This is a genomic window from Mycobacterium seoulense, from assembly GCF_010731595.1.
Lineage (GTDB): Bacteria > Actinomycetota > Actinomycetes > Mycobacteriales > Mycobacteriaceae > Mycobacterium > Mycobacterium seoulense.
This window is the reverse complement of sequence record NZ_AP022582.1, coordinates 1829521-1843325: the sequence shown is the minus strand read 5'-3', so window position 1 is coordinate 1843325 and position 13805 is coordinate 1829521. Positions and strand designations below refer to the sequence as shown.

Genomic DNA, 13805 nt, shown 5'->3' with positions numbered 1-13805 from the left:
CGCTGACCCTCATGCATGCCGACATCGCGCAAGTCATCGAACGACCCGGCGACCTCACCGCCGCGTGGCTGACAGCGGCGATCGGCGCCGGTCCCATCACCGATTTCTCCGTGGAGCGGATCGGCACCGGGCAGATGAGCGAGTGCTACCGCATCCGGCTCAGTTACGCCGGCGCCCCCGACGGCCCCGAGTCGGTGGTGCTCAAGGTGGCGGCCACCGACCCGGTGAGCCGGCAAACGGGGCTGGCGCTGGGCCTCTACGAGCGCGAGGTGCGCTTTTACGGCGACATAGCGCCACGGCTGGGCGGGCCGATAGCGCCCTGCTATCACGCCGCCGTCGACACCTCGACCGGTGCGTTCGATCTCCTGCTGGGTGATGCCGGGCCGGCGGTCGTCGGCGACGAAATCGCCGGCGCGACAGCCGAACAGGCGCATCTGTGTGTCCTCGAGTTGGGGCGGCTGCACGGCCCGCTGCTCGGCGACGCCGCACTGGCCGAAGCACCGTGGCTGAACCGTGAATCGCCGCTCAACCAGGCGATGATCGCCCCGCTGTACGCGGGATTCATCGACCGCTACGGCGACCAGATCGCGCCGGAGCACCGCATGGTGTGCGAACGCCTGGTCGCCTCCTTCGACGGATACCTGGCCCAGGAAGCGGCCCCGGACCGCATCCGGGGGCTGATGCACGGCGACTACCGGTTGGACAACTTGCTGTTCGGGACGGCCGGGGCCGACCGTCCGCTGACGGTCGTCGATTGGCAGACGGTTTCCTGGGGGCCGGCCCTGACCGACCTGTCGTACTTCCTGGGCTGCGCGCTGCCGACGAACGATCGCCGGGAGCAGTACGACGCGCTGCTGCGCGACTACCACGAGGCGCTGGGACCGACGGCGCCGCTGTCGCTCGCCGACGTCGCCGAAGGCGTGCGCCGGCAGAGCTTTTTCGGAGTGATGATGGCGATCGTGTCCTCGATGCTGGTCGAGCGGACCGAGCGCGGCGACCGGATGTTCATGACGATGCTGCAGCGGCACTGCGATCACGTGCTCGACACGGATGCGCTGGCGACGCTGCCGGTCGCACGGGCACCCGAACCATTGCGGCCTTCGGAGCAGGACGAACTTGCGCACGCTCCGACCGCCGAACCGCTGTGGAGCGAGAGCTGGTACGCCGACTTCGCCGATGTGGCACAGGGATTGGGCGGCTGGTTCCGCCTCGGCCTGGTCGCCAACGAGCAGACGGCCTGGGTGCACGCGCTGCTGTGCGGCCCTGGCATGCCGACCGTCGCCCTCGACGCGCAAGTACCGCTGCCGGCGGACCCGTGGGAGGTGCGCACCGAATCCTTCGAGCTCGGCCACTCCGCGACGGCGCCGCTGCACACCTACCGCGTCGATGTGCGTGCGCAGGCTCAGGCTCACCCCGATCCGTCGGCGTTGCTGCGCGGGGAGCCCGGCACCCCCGTCGAGATGGCGATGAACTTGGTGTGGGCCACCGACGGTACCCCGTACAAGTACCGATTGACGACGCGGTATGAGATCCCGTGCACGGTGTCGGGCACGGTCACCATCGGCGACGCCACCTACCGGGTCGAGTCGGTTCCCGGCCAACGCGATCATTCCTGGGGGGTGCGCGACTGGTGGAGCATGGACTGGATGTGGAGCGCGCTGCACCTCGACGACGGCACCCATCTGCACGGCGTGAACATCCGGATTCCCGGCGCACCGGCCTTCAGCATCGGCTACCTCCAGGATGCCGAGGGCGCGGTCACCGAACTGCAATCCGTGGAATCGCGAGAGTCCTTCGACGCCAACGGATTACCGCTAACCGCCACACTGACCCTCGACCCCGGCGCGATCACCGCGGACGTCGAGGTCCGCGGCCAGGCGCCGGTGCGCCTGACCGCCGCAGACGGCCGGGTGAGCCAGTTCCCGCGGGTGTGGGCCACGGTCAAGACGGCGGACGGCCGCGGCGGGGTCGGCTGGGTGGAGTGGAATCGCAACCTCGGCGAACGGTCCGAGTGAGCGGACCGGCGCCCGTCGTGGTGATGGGCGTGTCGGGCTCGGGCAAGTCGACCGTGGGAGCGGCGCTCGCGCAACGCTTGCGGGTCCCCTTCGTCGACGCCGACACGCTGCACCCGCGGGCCAACGTCGCCAAGATGGCGGCCGGCCAACCGCTCGACGACGACGACCGCCGCCCCTGGCTGGACAAGGTCGGCGAGTGGTTGGCCGCCCACCCCGACGGCGGCGTGGTGAGCTGCTCGGCGCTCAAACGCGCATACCGCGACCGGCTGCGCGCCCACTGCCCGCGGGTGAAGTTCCTGCACCTCGCCGGTTCACCGGCGCTGATCAGTAGCCGACTGGCGAACCGGGCCGGTCACTTCATGCCGGCCGCGCTCCTGGGCTCGCAATTCGACGCGCTGCAGCCGCTCGCCGCCGACGAGACCGGCGCGACCGTCGACGTCGGTCAGGACGTCGGCGCGATCATCGACGCCTTCCTGTCGGGGTGCAGACCCTAGCCGACGGGCGATGCGCTCACGAGAGCTTGCGGCGACCGGTCTTGACCTGCTCACCCAGTTGCTCGCGTGCGGTGTCCGCGAGGTAGCCGCCGCGCGCGCGGGCCGTGTCGGCGAGGTAGATGCCACGTGCGCGGGCGGTGTCGGCGAGGTCCTCGCTGCGATCCAGGGCGGTGCTCGCCAACTCTTCGCCGCGCTTGCGCGCCTTCTTGGCCAGCTTCTCGCTGCGCTTGCGGGCCTTCTTGGCCAGCGGCGCGGCCCAGTCGGCGGCTTCGTCGGCGAGTTCTTCGCTGCGCTTGCGGGCCTTCTTGGCCAGCGGCGCGGCCCAGTCGGCGGCTTCGTCCGCGAGCTCCTCGCCGCGCTTGCGGGCCTTCTTGGCTAGCGGCTTGCTGCGTTCGGCCGCCGTGCTGGCGAATTCGCGACCGCGTTCGAGCGCCGCCTCGGCGTACGGCGCGCCTCGTTCGGCCGCCGTGCTGGCCAGTTCGCGGCCACGTTCGGCGCCGATCTGCAGCCCGTGCACGATCTTCTCGCCCAACTCCGAGAAGTCGGTGTCGAACGCCGCGTCATCTGAGCCCGGTAGCGCCGACGACACCCGCTCGGAGAGCCGCTCGGCCGCGCGGCGGCCGCGCCACCCGAGTGACGGCTTGCCGGCCGTGTCGGCGGACGCGATCAACAACCCGCCCACCAGGCTGAGGTCGGTGAGGAATTGCTGGCGCTTTTGCGCCTTCGCCTGCGGATCGCTTTCGTTCCAGAACGAGTGCGCCCCGAGGTTGGCGGGTATCACCGTCACCGCCAGCGCGGCCGAGGCGATGCGGGGCAGCTTGCCGGTGGCGAGAAGCAGGCCGCCGCCGATCTGGACAGCCGCGGTGATTTGCGCGAACGTCTCGGGGTCACTGGGGATGGTGCCGCTCACCGAGTTCGGCAACGCCTGTAAACCGTCCACCGCGGGCGCGGCGGCCGCCGCCGCCGATTTGGGGTTGAGTAGGGAATTGACTCCTTGGCCGATGAATGCCACTGACAGCAACGGGCGCGCTATTCTCCGGATCACCATGGCCGGGGATTACCCGACTGGTTGGCGAACAAACCGCCCCGCCCATATGCCCTGCTGAGGCGCCGTGGCGGGCCGACGCCGATAGGGTGAGACCGTGAGGGCGTTGATCATCGTCGACGTGCAAAACGATTTCTGCGAGGGTGGCTCGCTGCCGGTGACCGGGGGCGCCGCCGTGGCGGGCGCCATCAACGACTATCTGGCCGGGGACCCGGACTATCAGCACGTTGTGGCAACCCAGGACTTCCACATCCAGCCGGGCGACCACTTCTCCGAACGGCCCGATTACTCGTCGTCCTGGCCACCGCACTGCGTCGCCGGAAGCCCGGGCGCCGAGTTGCGGCCCGACCTTGACACCAGCCGGGTCGAGGCGGTCTTCCGCAAGGGTGCCCACGCCGCGGCGTACAGCGGCTTCGAGGGCGTCGACGAGAACGGGACCCCGCTGCTGGATTGGTTGCGGCAGCGTGGGGTCGACGAGGTCGACGTTGTCGGCATCGCCACCGACCACTGCGTCCGGCGGACGGCGCAGGACGCCGCGCGGGCGGGCCTGTCCACCCGGGTGCTGGTGGACCTGACCGCGGCCGTGGCGGCGGAATCGGCTGAAAACGCGCTGGCGGAGATGCGGTCCGCTGGCGTCGAGCTGGTCGGGCGACCGTGACCCGGGGGGATCGGGAATCGCTGCTCGCCGCCGTCGAGCGCTCGCCGCAGGCCGCCGCCGCGCACGACCGCGCGGGGTGGGTGGCGCTGTTCACCGAGGACGCCCGGGTCGAGGACCCGGTCGGGTCGCGGCCGCACGTCGGCCGGGAACAGATCGGCCGCTTCTATGACACCTTCATCGGGCCGCGTGAGATCAAGTTCCACCGCGACCTCGATATCGTCTTCGGCACCGTGGTGCTGCGCGACCTCGAGCTCGAGGTCGCCATGGGCTCGGCGGTCACGATGTACATTCCCGCCGTCCTGCGCTATGACCTGCGAGATATCAACGGGGAGTGGCGGATTGGGCAACTGCGGGCCTACTGGGAACTGCCCGCGATGATGCTGCAATTCCTGCGAACCGGTTCGCGCGCGCTGTCACCCGCCCTGCAACTGTCGGGGGGCTTGCTGAGCAATCAGCGGCCGCTTGGCGCGGCCGGCTTCCTGACGGGATTCCGTCGGGTGGGCACGCGACACAAGAGGCTGGTCCACGCCTTCGTCGACGCCGTCGCCAGGGGCGACAAGGCCGCCGCCGTTCATTCCCTTTCGGCAAGCGGCACAATGACGTTGGGCGATGACGAACCGCTTGATGGCGCCGAGCTCGTCGAGCGGCTGGGCGGCGCCGAATGCACCAAAACGATCGGCGCAGGCAGCACCGTCGCGGTTTCGCTGAACTCGGCGCACGGGCGCGCCATCATGTTCGTCGATGTGACGTGGCGGGGGAACGCGTTCAACCGAATCCGGTACTTTCCGGCCTGACGGGCACGCCGCCCCGGGGCTGCCGGCAAATTTGCCGACACATCGATTTCTCTTGCCATGCGCGCGACTGTGCCGTAGAAATAGCTGTCCCCGAGGAGGCGACGATGACCATGGTGCGGATCCTCGGCGTGGGGATGGCATTCGCCGCCGCGCTGAGTGTTGTCACTGCTTGCGGCGGGAAGGAAAGCACCTCCTCGTCCTCGAGCTCGTCCAAAACGACGTCGTCGTCATCGACGACAACGTCGAGTTCGGCGGCGTCGACGACGTCGAGCGCGCCGCCGTCCGGCGTTGCACCGCTGGGCGACTACACGTACCTGCTGCTGCAGACGAGCGACATCGGCATCGACGTCGCGACAACCGGTCCCCCCGTACAGAATCCCGGTGGTGTCGCCGGGGCCGGGGTGACGTTCACCAACCCGGACCGTTCGCGGACCATCGACGACCTCGTCGTCGTCTTCACCGACCCGACGACCGCCGCGCGGCAGGCCAAGGAGCGCGGCCAATCGTTCGGCAAGTACGTCACCGGCGCCCCACAGCCCTTCGAGGTCGGCACCAACGGGCTGATCGCCGTGGGGACGTCGCCCGACAACTCGAAATCAGTCACATATGTGACATTCGCCGAGGGACGGGTAGGGGTCGATCTCGAGTTCGACAGCCCACCCAACGATCCCGCCCCGCGGGACGTCGTGCTGGACATGGCCGGCAAGCAAGACCAAATCGTCAAGGACCGATTGCCCGGCTAGCCGGCTCGGTGCACAACCATCAACGCCAGCGTCGCCGTCGACAAGCACAAGTACGCGCCGGGAAACGCGATGTTGTAGAGGATCCGCGCGCGTAGGTGTGTCACGACCGCGCCGACGAAGAACAGCACCAGGCCGGCGGCGGCCGCGATTCCCAACGTGGGCAGGCCCACCAGGCCCACGACCAGCCCCGCTGCGCCGGCCAGCTTGACCACACCCAGCGCCGGCAACCACGAACGGGGCACCCCGACCTCGGCCGAATTCGCCAGGACGAATCCCGCGGGAACGAGATCGGCAACCGCGATCCCGGCGGTGATGGCCGCGGTGGCCAACGTGACCACGACGTATGCGGCGTTCATCGGCCCCGAACCCCTGCCGGGCAGCCGGTTTTGCGGCGTCGATCCGGATGGTCCCCGCACGCGCCGCGGCGGACAATCGATAAGGTCATGATGCTGGCCTCCTTTGCTACAGAGAGCTCGAGGGACGCGGTCATTCTCTTGACGGCTCCTGTGCAGAAAAGGTGACCCATGACCGCCCCGAAGAACTTGGCCGACCTCGCGCAGCGTTTCGACGCGGACCGGCGACACCTGAGATCCGTCGCCTTCCAACTGCTGGGCTCGGCCGCCGACGCCGACGACGCCGTCCAGTCGGCATGGCTCAAGGCCAGCCGTGCGGATTTCGGCGCGGTCGACAACGTCACCGGCTGGTTCACCACGATCACCGCCCGCGAGGCGCTCGATCAGCTCCGGGTGCGCAAGAGGCGTGCCGAGCAACCGCTCGCCACCGCCGACGAACTGGACCGGCTCACCGCGGCCGCGTCGGCGGCGGACGAGGACACGCTTCTGACGGAGTCGGTGAGCAACGCCCTGCTCGTGGTGCTCGACCGGCTCTCACCGGCGCAGCGCGTCGCGTTCGTGCTGCACGACCTGTTCGCGATGCCGTTCGAGAAGATCGCCGGCGTGCTGGACCGGTCGCCGGAAGCCACGAAGAAGCTGGCAAGCCGGGCGCGTGGGCGGCTGCAGGCCGACCCGGTCGGCGCACCCGAGCGCGCCGCGAAGCACCTCGAGATCGTCGACGCGTTTCTCGCGGCGTCGCGTGGCGGTGACATCGCCGCGCTGCTCGAACTGCTGGCCCCGGACGTGGTCCGCACGGTGGACCGGGCGCTGGTCCCCGACGAGGTGCCGACCGAGCTGCGCGGCGCCAAGCGGGTTGCGGAGGAGACCCGCCGATTCGCTCAGCGGGCGCGCGCCGGGGCGGTGGTGCTCATCGACGGGGCACCGGGCATCGTCATCGCGCCACAGGGGCGCGCTCAGGTGCTGTTGCTGGTCGCCGTCGGAGCCGATGACCGCATCCACGCGATCGACATCGTCGGCGACGCCGACCGCATCGACAAGGCCGTTCTGGCACTGCCGCGTCGGCCAATCCAGCAACACCACAGCCGCATCGGGTACCAAGGACATCAGACACCGCCGGCCGGGCGGCCGGCTACCGGGCGAGAACGGGAGCACCATGCTCGATAAGCCGTTCGGGCGGCGCGGCCTGCTGCGGGGTGCCGGCGCGCTCACCGCGGCATCGCTGGCGTCGTGGGCGGCCGGCTGCGCTCTCGAAGAAGACGCGCTGACGTTCTTCTTCGCGGCCAATCCCGACGAACGCGACGCCAGGATGCGCATCGTCGACGAGTTCCAGCGCCGCCACCCCGACATCAAGGTCCGCCCGGTGCTTTCGGCGCCGGGCGTGATGCAGCAGCTGTCGACGTTCTGCGCCGGCGGTAAGTGCCCGGACGTGTTGATGGCGTGGGATCTCACCTATGCCGAGTTGGCCGCCCGGGGCGTGCTGTTGGACCTCAACACGATGCTGGCCGGCGATCGGGGCTTCGCGGCCGAGCTGAAGTCGGACGGCGTCGGGGCGCTGTATGACACCTTCACCTTCAACGGCGGCCAATACGCCCTCCCGGAGCAGTGGTCCGGAAACTACCTGTTCTACAACAAGCGGCTGTTCGCCGAGGCCGGGATGCCGCCCCCGCCCCGAACGTGGCGGCAGCCGTGGAGTTTCACCGACTTCTTGAACACCGCGACCGCGCTGACCCAGCGGGACCGTTCCGGGCGGGTGACCCAATGGGGTTTCGTCAACATTTTTGTTTCGTACTATTCGGCAGGCCTGTTCGCGATGAACAACGGGGTGCCGTGGTCCACCCCGCTGAAGAACCCGGCCCACTTCAACTTCGGGGACGACGGCTTCATCGAGGCGGTGCAGTTCTATGCCGACCTGGCCAACAAGCACAAGGTCGCGCCCAATGCGTCCGAGGTGCAATCGATGTCCACCCCCGACCTGTTCGCGTCGGGCAGGGCGGCGATGGCGATGGGCGGCCACTGGCGCTACCAGACCTTCATCCGGGCCGACGGCCTGGATTTCGACGTCACCTCGTTGCCGGTGGGGCCGCGCCGGCTGGGGCAGCCCGCCCATTCCAACATCGGTTCCACCGGACTGGCCATCTCCGCGAGCAGTCCGCGGAAGGAGCAGGCATGGGAATTCGTGAAGTTCGCGACCGGACCCGTCGGGCAGGCGTTGATCGGTGAATCCAGCCTCTTCGTGCCGGTGCTGCGATCCGCCCTCAATTCGCCGGGATTCGCCGAGGCCCACCGGAACGTCGGCAACCTCGCCGTGCTCACCGAGGGACCCGAATACTCCGAAGGCCTGCCGGTCACCCCGGCGTGGGAGAAGGTCGTGGCGCTGATGGACCGCAGCTTCGGGCCGGTGCTACGTGGATCGCGGCCCGCGACATCCCTGGCCGGCCTGTCGCCCGCCATCGACGAGGTGTTGCGCACCCCATGACATCCGTCGACACCAGCCCGGCGCCGGGACCCCTCACCCGCAAACCCGCCAAGGGCGCGGGCCCCTGGCGACGGCGGGCCCGGGCCGGCCGCCTTTTCGTCGCGCCGAACCTGGCCGCGGTCGCGGTGTTCATGCTGTTCCCGCTCGGATTCTCGCTGTACATGAGCTTTCAGCGCTGGGACGTCTTCAGACCGCCGAAGTTCGTGGGCTTCAAGAACTTCCAAGACCTGTTCACCTCGGATCCGCTTTTTCTCATCGCCATCCGCAACACCGTCATCTTCACCCTGGGAACGGTCGTGCCGACCGTCGTCGTCAGCCTCGTGGTAGCCGGCGTGCTGAACCGGAAGGTCAGGGGCATCGGCATCTTCCGCACCATTGTCTTTCTGCCGCTGGCCATCTCGTCGGTGGTCATGGCGGTCGTATGGCAGTTCGTCTTCAACACCGACAACGGGTTGCTCAACATCATGCTGGGATGGGTCGGGATCGGCCCGGTCCCGTGGCTGGTCGAACCCCGATGGGCCATGGCCTCGCTGTGCATCGTCAGTGTCTGGCGCAGCGTGCCGTTCGCCACCGTCATCCTGCTCGCGGCGATGCAGGGGGTTCCCGAGACCGTCTACGAGGCGGCCCGAATCGACGGGGCGGGCGAGATACGTCAGTTCGTGTCCATCACGGTGCCCTTGATCCGCGGGTCGATATCATTTGTGGGCGTCATCTCGATCATCCACGCTTTCCAGGCTTTCGACATGGTGTACGTCCTCAACGGAGCGAACGGCGGACCCGAAACCGCCACGTATGTGTTGGGCATCATGCTGTTCCAGCATGCGTTCTCCTTCCTGGAATTCGGGTACGCGTCCGCGCTGGCATGGGTCATGTTCGCCATCCTGCTGGTGCTGACCGTGGTGCAGCTGCGGATCACTCGGCAACGGTCTTGGGAGACGTTTCGTGGTCTCAGCTGAGCGCTTGTTCACGCGCCATGTCGTTCGTGGCGTGCTGGTCTACACCGCGTTGATCGGCATCGCCTGGTGCTGGTTGTTCCCGATCGCCTGGGCGGTGTCCGGCTCGTTGAAGAGGGAGGGCGAGATCACCGAGCCGAGACTGTTTCCCGCGCATCCGAGGTGGTCCAACTACACCGAGGTGTTCTCGTTGCTGCCCTTCGCGCGAATGTTCTTCAACACCGTGCTGTACGCCGGGTGCGTGACCGCGGGGCAGGTCTTTTTCTGCTCGCTGGCTGGATACGCGTTCGCCCGGCTGCAATTTCGCGGTCGCGACACGCTGTTCGTGCTATACCTGGGCACATTGATGGTGCCGCTGACCGTGACAGTGATCCCGCAGTTCATCTTGATGCGGACCGTCGGGTGGGTCGACACTCCGTGGTCGATGATCGTGCCCGGCTTGTTCGGCAGCGCATTCGGCACCTACCTGATGCGGCAGTTCTTCCGGACTCTTCCGACGGACCTGGAAGAGGCGGCGATACTCGACGGTTGCTCGCCGTGGCAGATCTATTGGCGAATCCTGTTGCCGCATGCCCGGCCCGCGGTGATGGTGCTGGCGGTACTCACGTGGGTCAACGTCTGGAACGACTTCCTGTGGCCGCTGCTGATGCTCCAGCGCAACAGCCTGGCCACGCTGACCCTCGGCCTGGTGCGGCTACGGGGCGAGTATGTCGCGCGCTGGCCGATCATCATGGCGACGTCGATGCTGATCATGCTGCCGTTGGTCATCGTCTACGCGGTCGCGCAGCGCTCATTCGTCAGGGGTATCGCCGTCACGGGACTCAACGGATAAGCCCATGGCCTCGGTAACTTTCGAGCAGGCGACGCGCCGCTACGCCGGAGCCGATCGTCCGGCCCTGGACGGCCTCGATCTGGAGGTCGGTGACGGCGAGTTCGTCGTGCTGGTCGGGCCCTCCGGATGCGGCAAGACGACCTCGCTGCGGATGGTAGCGGGACTGGAGACGCTGGACTCCGGACGCATCCGAATCGGCGACCGCGACGTCACCACCGTCGACCCCAAGGACCGTGACGTCGCGATGGTCTTCCAGAACTACGCGCTGTACCCGCACATGACCGTCGCGCAGAACATGGGGTTCGCCCTGAAGATCGCCAAGACACCGAAGGCCGAGATTCGCGACCGGGTCCTGGACGCGGCGAAACTGCTTGACCTGCAACCATATCTGGACCGCAAGCCCAAGGACCTCTCCGGTGGGCAACGCCAGCGGGTGGCGATGGGACGCGCGATCGTGCGCCGACCGCAGGTGTTCCTGATGGACGAGCCGCTGTCCAATCTCGACGCCAAACTGCGGGTGCAAACCCGCAACCAGATCGCGGCGCTGCAACGGCGGCTCGGCACCACCACCGTCTATGTCACCCATGACCAGGTGGAGGCGATGACCATGGGCGACCGCGTCGCCGTGCTGCGCGACGGTCTGTTGCAACAATTCGCCGTGCCGCGCGAGCTGTACCGTAATCCCGTCAACGTCTTCGTCGCGGGTTTCATCGGGTCGCCCGCGATGAACCTGTTCACCCTGCCGATCGTCGATTCCACGGTGTCGCTGGGGGATTGGCCCATCCCGCTCCCACGGCAGCTGGCCGACACCGCGAGTGAAGTCGTCGTCGGCGTCCGTCCCGAGCATTTCGAACTGGGCACCCTGGGCGTCGAGATGGAGATCGATGTGGTCGAGGAACTCGGCGCGGACGCTTACATCTACGGCCGAATCACCGGCTCCGGCAAGGTCATCGACCAGCCCGTCGTCGCGCGCGCCGACGGGCGCCGACCACCGGAAAAGGGCAGCCGGGTGCGCCTGCACCCCGAACCGGGGCACCTGCACTTCTTCGATGTGGACGGCCAACGAATCTGCTGAGGGGGCAAGACTATGGAGGCAGCCGTGATCGCGTCCCGCGCGGATCTGGTGTGCGAGGGGGGCGGCGTCCGCGGGATCGGGCTGGTCGGCGCGGTCGACGCGCTGTCCGCGGCTGGCTACCGGTTTCCGCGCGTCGCAGGAAGCAGCGCGGGCGCGGTCGTCGCGTCGCTGGTAGCCGCGCTGCAGGTCGCGGGCGAGCCGCTGAGCCGGCTCGCGGAGGTGATGCGGACCATCGACTATCGGAAATTCCTGGACCGCAACCTGATCGGAGAGGTGCCACTGATCGGTGGGGCGCTGTCGCTGTTGGTGTCCGACGGTGTCTACCGCGGTGCCTATTTGGAGCGGCTGCTCTCCGGCCTGCTGGCCGACATGGGCGTGCGGACGTTCGGCGACCTACGCACGGGCGAAGAACCGGACCAGTTCGCATGGTCGCTCGTCGTGACGGCCAGTGACCTGTCCCGGCGCCGGCTGGTGCGCATCCCGTGGGACCTCGGTTCCTACGGGATCGACCCCGACGACTTTCCGGTGGCCCGCGCCGTGCACGCCTCGTCGGCGATTCCCTATGTGTTCGAGCCCGTCCGGGTGGGCGGCGCCACCTGGGTCGACGGCGGCCTGCTGTCGGATTTCCCCGTGGAGCTGTTCGACCGCCCCGACGCGGAGCCGCGATGGCCGACCTTCGGCATCCGTTTGTCCGCGCGACCCGGCATCCCGCCCACCCATCCGGTCCACGGGCCAGTCTCCTTGGGAATCGCCGCGATAGAGACACTGGTGAGCAACCAGGACAACGCATACATCGACGATCCGTGCACCGTACGGCGCACCATCTTCGTCCCCGCCGAGGAGGTCAGCCCGATCGACTTCAACATCACCGCCGAGCAACGCGACGCCCTGTATCAACGAGGATTGCAGGCGGGCCAAGAGTTTCTGCGGACGTGGAGCTACCCGGACTACCTGGCCGCATGCGGCGGACCGGAGAAGGGCGCGCCGTAGCAGAGTCGGAATCCCGCGATGACGCCTATCCCCGCGCGCAGCGGATCTCGTGGAGGCGATGCTCGACCCGCTCGATGTCGGCCGGCACGGGCAATTGGTTCGTGATCCGGGTGATTTCGACGCCGATATCAACGGGGTTGATCGGCCAGAATTGGCGCCTCATGAGTTTGGTTGCGATGGCCTTGATCTCGTCGTCGCACAGCCGTCGGCGAGCCAAGGCGGCCAGGGGCGCATACCCGGTCGTGGGCATCCCGGCGGGGTAGCCGGCCCGCACGAAAGCCACAATGCTCGACACCCAAAGTGCCAGGTCCATAATCCCACCTCGCTCACCGCCGCGATTTGAGAATGAGCGGCAGTTCTTACCACTAGCAACGTAACATCGGCAACGCCATCAGCTCAGTAACGCCACACAGTTAAAACGCACTTTTTACCCGCCGGTATTGCTGCGCCGGCACGGGCGATCTCGGTCACGATGCTCCTCAAGCGGGCGTGCCGTAACGGTGTTTGGCCGCAAGGCTTTCTAGTATGGCCGCGTGGTTGATCGCTATGGAACCGATGTCCTTGCCGTGGGCCGGCGCAAGCCGCGCTCGACCGAGCACCCCGCCGAACTCGGCCTGGTGGTCGAGGACGTGCAGAGCGGATACGTCGGCGCGGTGGTACGAGTCGAGTACGGGCGGGTCGATCTGGAAGACCGGCGTGGGCACGTGCGTGGTTTTCCGTTGGGCCCAGGCTATTTGCTCGAGGGCCGTCCGGTGATCCTCACGGCGCCGCGGCGGGCGGCGCCTGCCGCAGCCGGGAGGACGGCGTCCGGCTCGGTCGTCGTGCCTGGCGTGCGCGCCCGGGTCGCCCGCGCCAGCCGGATCTACGTCGAGGGCCGCCACGACGCCGAACTCATCGCGCAGGTGTGGGGCGAGGACCTGCGCATCGAGGGTGTCGTCGTCGAGCACCTCGGCGGCGTGGACGACTTGGTGGACATCGTGTCTGAGTTCGCGCCCGCGCCCGGGCGCCGGCTCGGCGTGCTCGTCGATCACCTCGTCGCAGGTTCGAAGGAAGCGCGGATCGCCGACGCGGTGCGGCGCGGCCCGGGTGGCACCGACACCCTGGTCGTCGGTCATCCCTACGTCGACATCTGGCAGGCCGTGAAGCCCCAGCGGCTCGGGTTGGCCGGCTGGCCGGATGTGCCGCGGCACATCGAGTGGAAGCACGGCGCGTGCCGGGCGCTCGGCCTGCCCCACGCCAACCAGGCGGACATCGCCAGGGCCTGGCGCCACATTCGGTCCCGGGTGCGCGACTGGAACGACCTCGAGCCGGCGCTGATCAGCCGCGTCGAGGAACTCATCGACTTCGTGACGCAGCCGTCCCCATGACGCGGCGCGA

15 protein-coding genes are annotated in these 13805 nt (G+C 68.2%); 12 read left to right on the top strand and 3 right to left on the bottom strand.

What is annotated here, in order from left to right; genetic code table 11:
• Window positions 1–11 precede the first annotated feature (11 nt).
• Entirely contained in the window at window positions 12–2015 is a 2004-nt protein-coding gene (locus G6N37_RS08500) for a DUF7064 domain-containing protein (protein ID WP_163678618.1), read from the top strand.
• Complete coding sequence (locus G6N37_RS08495) at window positions 2012–2509, top strand: gluconokinase (RefSeq protein ID WP_163678616.1); 498 nt, start codon at window positions 2012–2014, stop codon at window positions 2507–2509. The genes G6N37_RS08500 and G6N37_RS08495 overlap by 4 nt, the downstream gene beginning before the upstream one ends.
• 16 nt (window positions 2510–2525) lie before the next feature.
• Here the strand turns inward: G6N37_RS08495 and G6N37_RS08490 are convergent, their stop codons facing one another.
• The gene (locus G6N37_RS08490; RefSeq protein ID WP_163678615.1) at window positions 2526–3557 is read right to left on the bottom strand and encodes a DoxX family protein; all 1032 of its coding nucleotides are present in this window, start codon (window positions 3555–3557) and stop codon (window positions 2526–2528) included.
• A 94-nt stretch (window positions 3558–3651) separates the two neighbouring features.
• Here G6N37_RS08490 and pncA point away from each other — a divergent pair, with 94 nt between their 5' ends.
• The 3 genes from pncA to G6N37_RS08475 all read left to right on the top strand — a co-directional run bounded on the left by pncA (window position 3652) and on the right by G6N37_RS08475 (window position 5749).
• A complete protein-coding gene (gene pncA, locus G6N37_RS08485; RefSeq protein ID WP_163678613.1) occupies window positions 3652–4212 on the top strand; it encodes a pyrazinamidase PncA in 561 nt (186 codons plus the stop codon).
• Window positions 4209–5006 carry a nuclear transport factor 2 family protein gene (locus tag G6N37_RS08480; RefSeq protein WP_163678611.1) on the top strand — a complete coding sequence of 266 codons (798 nt, stop codon included), beginning with the start codon at window positions 4209–4211 and terminating at the stop codon, window positions 5004–5006. The genes pncA and G6N37_RS08480 overlap by 4 nt, the downstream gene beginning before the upstream one ends.
• Window positions 5007–5110: 104 nt before the next feature.
• The gene (locus G6N37_RS08475) at window positions 5111–5749 is read left to right on the top strand and encodes a hypothetical protein (protein ID WP_163678610.1); all 639 of its coding nucleotides are present in this window, start codon (window positions 5111–5113) and stop codon (window positions 5747–5749) included.
• Here the strand turns inward: G6N37_RS08475 and G6N37_RS08470 are convergent.
• Window positions 5746–6105, bottom strand: a complete 360-nt coding sequence (locus G6N37_RS08470) for a DoxX family protein (RefSeq protein WP_163678608.1) — start codon at window positions 6103–6105, stop codon at window positions 5746–5748. The two genes, G6N37_RS08475 and G6N37_RS08470, sit on opposite strands and share 4 nt — an antisense overlap.
• Window positions 6106–6273: 168 nt before the next feature.
• On the opposite strand from G6N37_RS08470, the gene G6N37_RS08465 reads away from it, so the two are divergent.
• The 6 genes from G6N37_RS08465 to G6N37_RS08440 are packed head-to-tail and all read left to right on the top strand — an operon-like array spanning window position 6274 to window position 12428.
• Window positions 6274–7266, top strand: coding sequence for a sigma-70 family RNA polymerase sigma factor (locus tag G6N37_RS08465; protein ID WP_163678605.1), 993 nt, complete (start codon window positions 6274–6276; stop codon window positions 7264–7266).
• Complete coding sequence (locus G6N37_RS08460; RefSeq protein WP_163678602.1) at window positions 7256–8578, top strand: ABC transporter substrate-binding protein; 1323 nt, start codon at window positions 7256–7258, stop codon at window positions 8576–8578. The genes G6N37_RS08465 and G6N37_RS08460 overlap by 11 nt, the downstream gene beginning before the upstream one ends.
• On the top strand, window positions 8575–9534 hold the full coding sequence (locus tag G6N37_RS08455; RefSeq protein ID WP_232075363.1) for a carbohydrate ABC transporter permease: 960 nt from the start codon (window positions 8575–8577) through the stop codon (window positions 9532–9534). The genes G6N37_RS08460 and G6N37_RS08455 overlap by 4 nt, the downstream gene beginning before the upstream one ends.
• Window positions 9521–10363, top strand: coding sequence for a carbohydrate ABC transporter permease (locus G6N37_RS08450; protein ID WP_163678599.1), 843 nt, complete (start codon window positions 9521–9523; stop codon window positions 10361–10363). Before G6N37_RS08455 ends, G6N37_RS08450 begins: the two co-directional genes overlap by 14 nt.
• 4 nt (window positions 10364–10367) lie before the next feature.
• Complete coding sequence (locus G6N37_RS08445) at window positions 10368–11438, top strand: ABC transporter ATP-binding protein (protein ID WP_163678596.1); 1071 nt, start codon at window positions 10368–10370, stop codon at window positions 11436–11438.
• A gap of 12 nt (window positions 11439–11450) precedes the next feature.
• Window positions 11451–12428 carry a patatin-like phospholipase family protein gene (locus tag G6N37_RS08440; protein ID WP_163678594.1) on the top strand — a complete coding sequence of 326 codons (978 nt, stop codon included), beginning with the start codon at window positions 11451–11453 and terminating at the stop codon, window positions 12426–12428.
• 25 nt (window positions 12429–12453) lie between these two features.
• On the opposite strand, the gene G6N37_RS08435 is transcribed toward G6N37_RS08440, so the two are convergent.
• Window positions 12454–12741 carry a DUF3349 domain-containing protein gene (locus tag G6N37_RS08435; RefSeq protein ID WP_163678591.1) on the bottom strand — a complete coding sequence of 96 codons (288 nt, stop codon included), beginning with the start codon at window positions 12739–12741 and terminating at the stop codon, window positions 12454–12456.
• A 220-nt stretch (window positions 12742–12961) separates the two neighbouring features.
• On the opposite strand from G6N37_RS08435, the gene G6N37_RS08430 reads away from it, so the two are divergent.
• Entirely contained in the window at window positions 12962–13795 is an 834-nt protein-coding gene (locus G6N37_RS08430; protein ID WP_163678588.1) for a DUF3097 domain-containing protein, read from the top strand.
• Window positions 13796–13805: the final 10 nt, after the last annotated feature.